Genomic DNA, 4555 nt, shown 5'->3' with positions numbered 1-4555 from the left:
GCATTATTCAAGTAGCACACATTCATGCAGGTGGTATTGGTCGTAGCGCTAAAGACATGGTACGTAATGTTAAAGCAGCACAATATGTACGCGAAAACGATGGTGAAGTATGTCCAGCAGCTTGGGAGCAAGGCGAAGCAACCTTAACACCAAGCCTAGATTTAGTAGGCAAAATTTAAACTCTATCAACTAAAGAAATCTTCCAACTATTGGCGGAAATGGCTAAAAAATATTCCGCCTTTTTTCACCAGATTAAATAAGGTAATACTATGTTAAGCACAGATATTTTAAACGCATTAAAAACATACACTCAAAATATGACTAACAAGGTGGCACTAGTTCTACAAACTGGTGAACATGCTAAACGTCCAGAATTAGTCGAATTTTTAACACAATTATGCTCAGTATCAGATAATTTAAGTTTGATTGAGCGTGATGATAACTTACGCAGCCCTATCACATTTTACTTAGCAGTAGACGATAGTAATAATGGTATTCATTTTTCAGGCATACCAAGTGGTCATGAATTTAATTCATTAATTTTAGCTATTTTACAATCGTCAGGTACAGCCCTTAAACTTGATAACACCTTAAGTAATATGGTGAGTAAAATTAAGGGAGATTTACACTTTGAAGTATTTATTTCTTTAAGCTGTCATAACTGTCCTGATGTGGTGCAATCACTAAATCAGTTTGCTTTGCTAAATGATGATATTAGCTCAGAAATGATTGATGGAGGCTTATTCCAAGAACTTATTGATGAACGTAATATTCAAGGTGTACCTAGCGTTTACTTAAATGGTGAATTATTTGCCAACGGCAAAATAGATACAGCACAATTAGTCGATAAATTAATTGAACGTTTCCCTTACATTGTTAATGCCGATGATGCTGAACAATTGCCTCTACAAGATGTAACCGTTATTGGTGGTGGTCCTGCTGGTGTTGCCGCCGCAATTTATGCAGCACGTAAAGGGTTAAACGTTACTATGATTGCTGACAGAATTGGTGGTCAAGTAAAAGATACGGTAGGTATAGAAAACTTAATTTCAGTACCTAAAACAACAGGTACTGAGCTAACCGGTAATATGCAGGCACATTTAAGTGATTACGATGTCACTATCAAAGAGTTTTTACGTGTAGATACCATTGAAAAAGGTGATATCAAGACCAAATCAGCGCATAAATTACACCTATCTAGTGGTGAAGTAATTGAAACGAAAACTATTATTGTTGCTACCGGTGCAAAATGGCGTGAACTTGGCGTACCAGGTGAGAAAGAAAATGTTGGTTCAGGTGTTGCTTACTGCCCACATTGTGATGGTCCATTTTTCAAAGGTAAAGATGTTGCAGTAGTCGGTGGTGGTAACTCAGGTATCGAAGCAGCACTTGATTTAGCAGGTATGGTTAATCATGTTACGGTATTTGAATTTTTACCTGAATTAAAAGCCGATAAAGTCTTAGTAGAAAAAGCTGAAGCACACAGTAAAATTACTATCATTAAAAATGCTGCCACCAAAGAAGTGATAGCAGAAGACGGTAAAGTGGTTGCTCTTGCTTATGAAGATAGATTAACCGGTGATATTAAACAACAGCCGCTGGCCGGTATTTTTGTACAAATTGGTTTATTACCTAATAGTGCTTTTCTAGATGGTGTTGTTGACCGTACTCAGTATGGTGAAGTAATTATAGACGAAAGATGTCAAACGTCTACACCGGGTATATTTGCGGCTGGCGATGTAACCACAGTGCCTTATAAGCAAATTGTTATTGCGATGGGCGAAGGAGCTAAAGCGTCATTATCAGCCTTTGATTACATGATTAGAGAAAGCTAATACAAGTAATTACCTGTTCAATAAAGAGTAAATTATTAACGTAAATAGGTGAATTATTAAATTCACCTATTTTTTTGTCTGTAGACAATTGATTAATGCTTTTACTAACAAACTAACTTTATTACTTTCCCCTTGCGTAGTATTAACGCACTGCCAACCACTAATCTCTATATTACCCACTTATTGCTCCGCAAATACAGTCATCAATAAAACAGAACGTTATCTTCAAATCAATCAATTATAAAAAATCTTTTATTCCCCCTATTATATTTCCTATTCGAAAGTTCATTACAATAAAGAGAGATAACTATGTTAAAAAGAACCTTACCTATAGCCGCTGCGATTTCAGTAGCTCTATCAACTATCACACTATCGTCAACTGCATTTGCAAATGGTGAAGCAAAAACAAATCAATTTTGGTGGCCTGAGCAACTAAACCTGAGCTCACTTCGCCAGCACGGTGCGGAATCAAATCCTTACGGCGAGCAGTATAATTATGCTGAAGAGTTTGCAAAATTAGATATAAAACAACTTAAAAAAGATATTCAAAAAACACTCACAGATTCTAAAACATGGTGGCCTGCTGATTGGGGGCATTATGGCCCCTTGATGATTCGTATGGCCTGGCATAGCGCTGGGGTTTATCGCGTACATGATGGTCGTGGTGGTGCATCCGGTGGTCAACAACGCTTCGATCCGTTAAATAGCTGGCCTGACAATGTTAATTTAGACAAGGCCCGTAGATTATTATGGCCAGTAAAACAACAATATGGCCGTCAGATATCATGGGCAGATTTAATGGTACTTGCAGGTAATGTTTCGCTTGAATCTATGGGCTTTAAACCTTTTGGTTATGCTGGTGGACGTACTGACGATTGGGAACCAGACCTAGTATACTGGGGCCCTGAAAAAGCCATGCTTACTGATGAACGAAGAGATGGAAAAGGTCAATTAAAAGGACCATTAGCCGCGGTAGAGATGGGATTAATTTATGTTAACCCTGAAGGTCCACACGGTAAACCAGATCCACTCTTAGCAGCTGACGACCTACGTTTGTCATTTGGCCGCATGGCAATGAATGACGAAGAAATTGTTGCACTAAGTGCTGGTGGCCATACATTTGGTAAAGCACACGGTGCGAAAAAACCAAAAGATTGTATTGGTGCTGAGCCTGCTACTGCTCCAATTGAAGAGCAAGGCTTAGGTTGGAAAAACAAATGTGGTACAGGTGTAGGCGCAGATGCTAGTGGCAGTGGTTTGGAAGGAGCCTGGACTGTTACACCAACGCAGTGGTCAACAAACTATCTAGATAATCTGATGAACTTTAATTGGGTGCAAACTAAAAGCCCTACAGGTGCCACACAATGGATACCTGATAATAAAGCCGCTGCAAATTTAGTACCTGACGCACATATTCCTAATAAACGTCACGCACCTATTATGTTTACCACCGATCTTGCCTTAAAAGAAGACCCTGAATTCCGTAAAATTGTCGAACGCTTTAGAGCCAACCCAGTTGAATTTGAAAAAGCATTTGGTAGAGCTTGGTTTAAATTAACTCATCGTGATATGGGGCCAAGAGCAAGATATTTAGGTGATGAAGTGCCAACTGAAGTACTTACATGGCAAGATCCTATCCCTGCTATTGATTATCAGTTAATCACAAGTAGTGATATAAAAATGCTAAAAGCGCAATTACTTAATTCAGGTTTAAGTAATGCAGAGTTAATTAGAACAGCATGGGCTTCTGCTTCTAGCCATCGTGTAACTGATATGCGTGGTGGAGCAAACGGCGCACGAATTAAGCTTGAGCCTCAAGTCAATTGGCCAGTAAACAACCCTAAAGCGTTAAAGAAAGCCTTAGATAAAATTGAAGCGATTCAAACTCAATACAATAAAAAATCATCGACAAAACAAGTATCTTTAGCCGATTTAATTGTATTAGGTGGTGCTGCGGCAATCGAAAACTCAGCTAATAAAGGTGGATATAAAGTTGAAGTACCTTTCATACCTGGTCGTGCCGATGCTACACAAGCGCAAACAGATATTCAGTCATTCAATTACTTAAAACCTAATGCTGATGGCTTCCGTAACTATTACAATGAAGATAGTTATATGTCTCCTGCAGAAATGCTTGTTGATAGAGCCAATATGCTTGATTTAAATGTACCTGAAATGACAGTTTTGGTCGGTGGTTTACGTTCATTAAACGCCAATTTTGACGGTTCTAGCTTAGGTGTTTTTACTAACAAACCAGGCGTATTGAGTAATGACTTTTTCGTTAACTTATTAGATATGTCTACCGTTTGGAGCAAAGACGAGAACAATAATGGTATTTATATCGGTAATGACCGTGCTACCGGTACCTTTAAATGGCAAGCAACACCTGTCGATTTAATTTTCGGCTCTAGCTCTGAACTACGAGCCATTGCTGAAGTGTATGCTTCTGATGATGCTGATACTAAGTTTATTAATGACTTTGTCAGCGCTTGGACGAAAGTAATGCAATTAGATCGCTTCGATTTAAAGTAATTGAACTACCTTACTGCGCTTCACTAAAATAGTTTGAAAATTAGTAATATTTAAATTCACTTACCAAGGCTAATACTCAGTAGAAAGTACTAAGTGTTAGCCTTTTTTTGTTTTTACTGTCCCACTCTGACATATATTTACAGGCCTCACATTGATGCCTAACCTTAACTATTATCTATTATCTATTA

2 protein-coding genes and 1 pseudogene are annotated in these 4555 nt (G+C 38.2%); all 3 read left to right on the top strand.

The genetic code is table 11. The features are described from left to right. Nucleotides 1-179 (top strand): annotated as a pseudogene (locus tag KO509_RS00015) (peroxiredoxin); the annotation flags it as partial. Nucleotides 180-269: 90 nt separating this feature from the next. Beyond that, on the top strand, nucleotides 270-1835 hold the full coding sequence (ahpF, locus tag KO509_RS00010) for an alkyl hydroperoxide reductase subunit F (RefSeq protein ID WP_215971238.1): 1566 nt from the start codon (nucleotides 270-272) through the stop codon (nucleotides 1833-1835). A gap of 309 nt (nucleotides 1836-2144) precedes the next feature. Further along, nucleotides 2145-4367 carry a catalase/peroxidase HPI gene (gene katG, locus KO509_RS00005; protein WP_215971237.1) on the top strand — a complete coding sequence of 741 codons (2223 nt, stop codon included), beginning with the start codon at nucleotides 2145-2147 and terminating at the stop codon, nucleotides 4365-4367. The last annotated feature ends 188 nt before the right edge of the window (nucleotides 4368-4555 follow it).

The sequence above is a fragment of the Colwellia sp. C2M11 genome (assembly GCF_018860915.1).
In the GTDB taxonomy this organism is placed as follows: Bacteria; Pseudomonadota; Gammaproteobacteria; order Enterobacterales; family Alteromonadaceae; genus Colwellia.
Note: the sequence above shows the minus strand (reverse complement) of the source record. Positions and strands in the feature narration are given on the sequence as shown.

Bases quoted from the DNA above. Each gene is read 5' to 3' on its own strand.
- katG (WP_215971237.1), top strand. From the start codon at position 2,145: ATGTTAAAAAGAACCTTACCTATAGCCGCTGCGATTTCAGTAGCTCTA.
- ahpF (WP_215971238.1), top strand. From the start codon at position 270: ATGTTAAGCACAGATATTTTAAACGCATTAAAAACATACACTCAAAAT.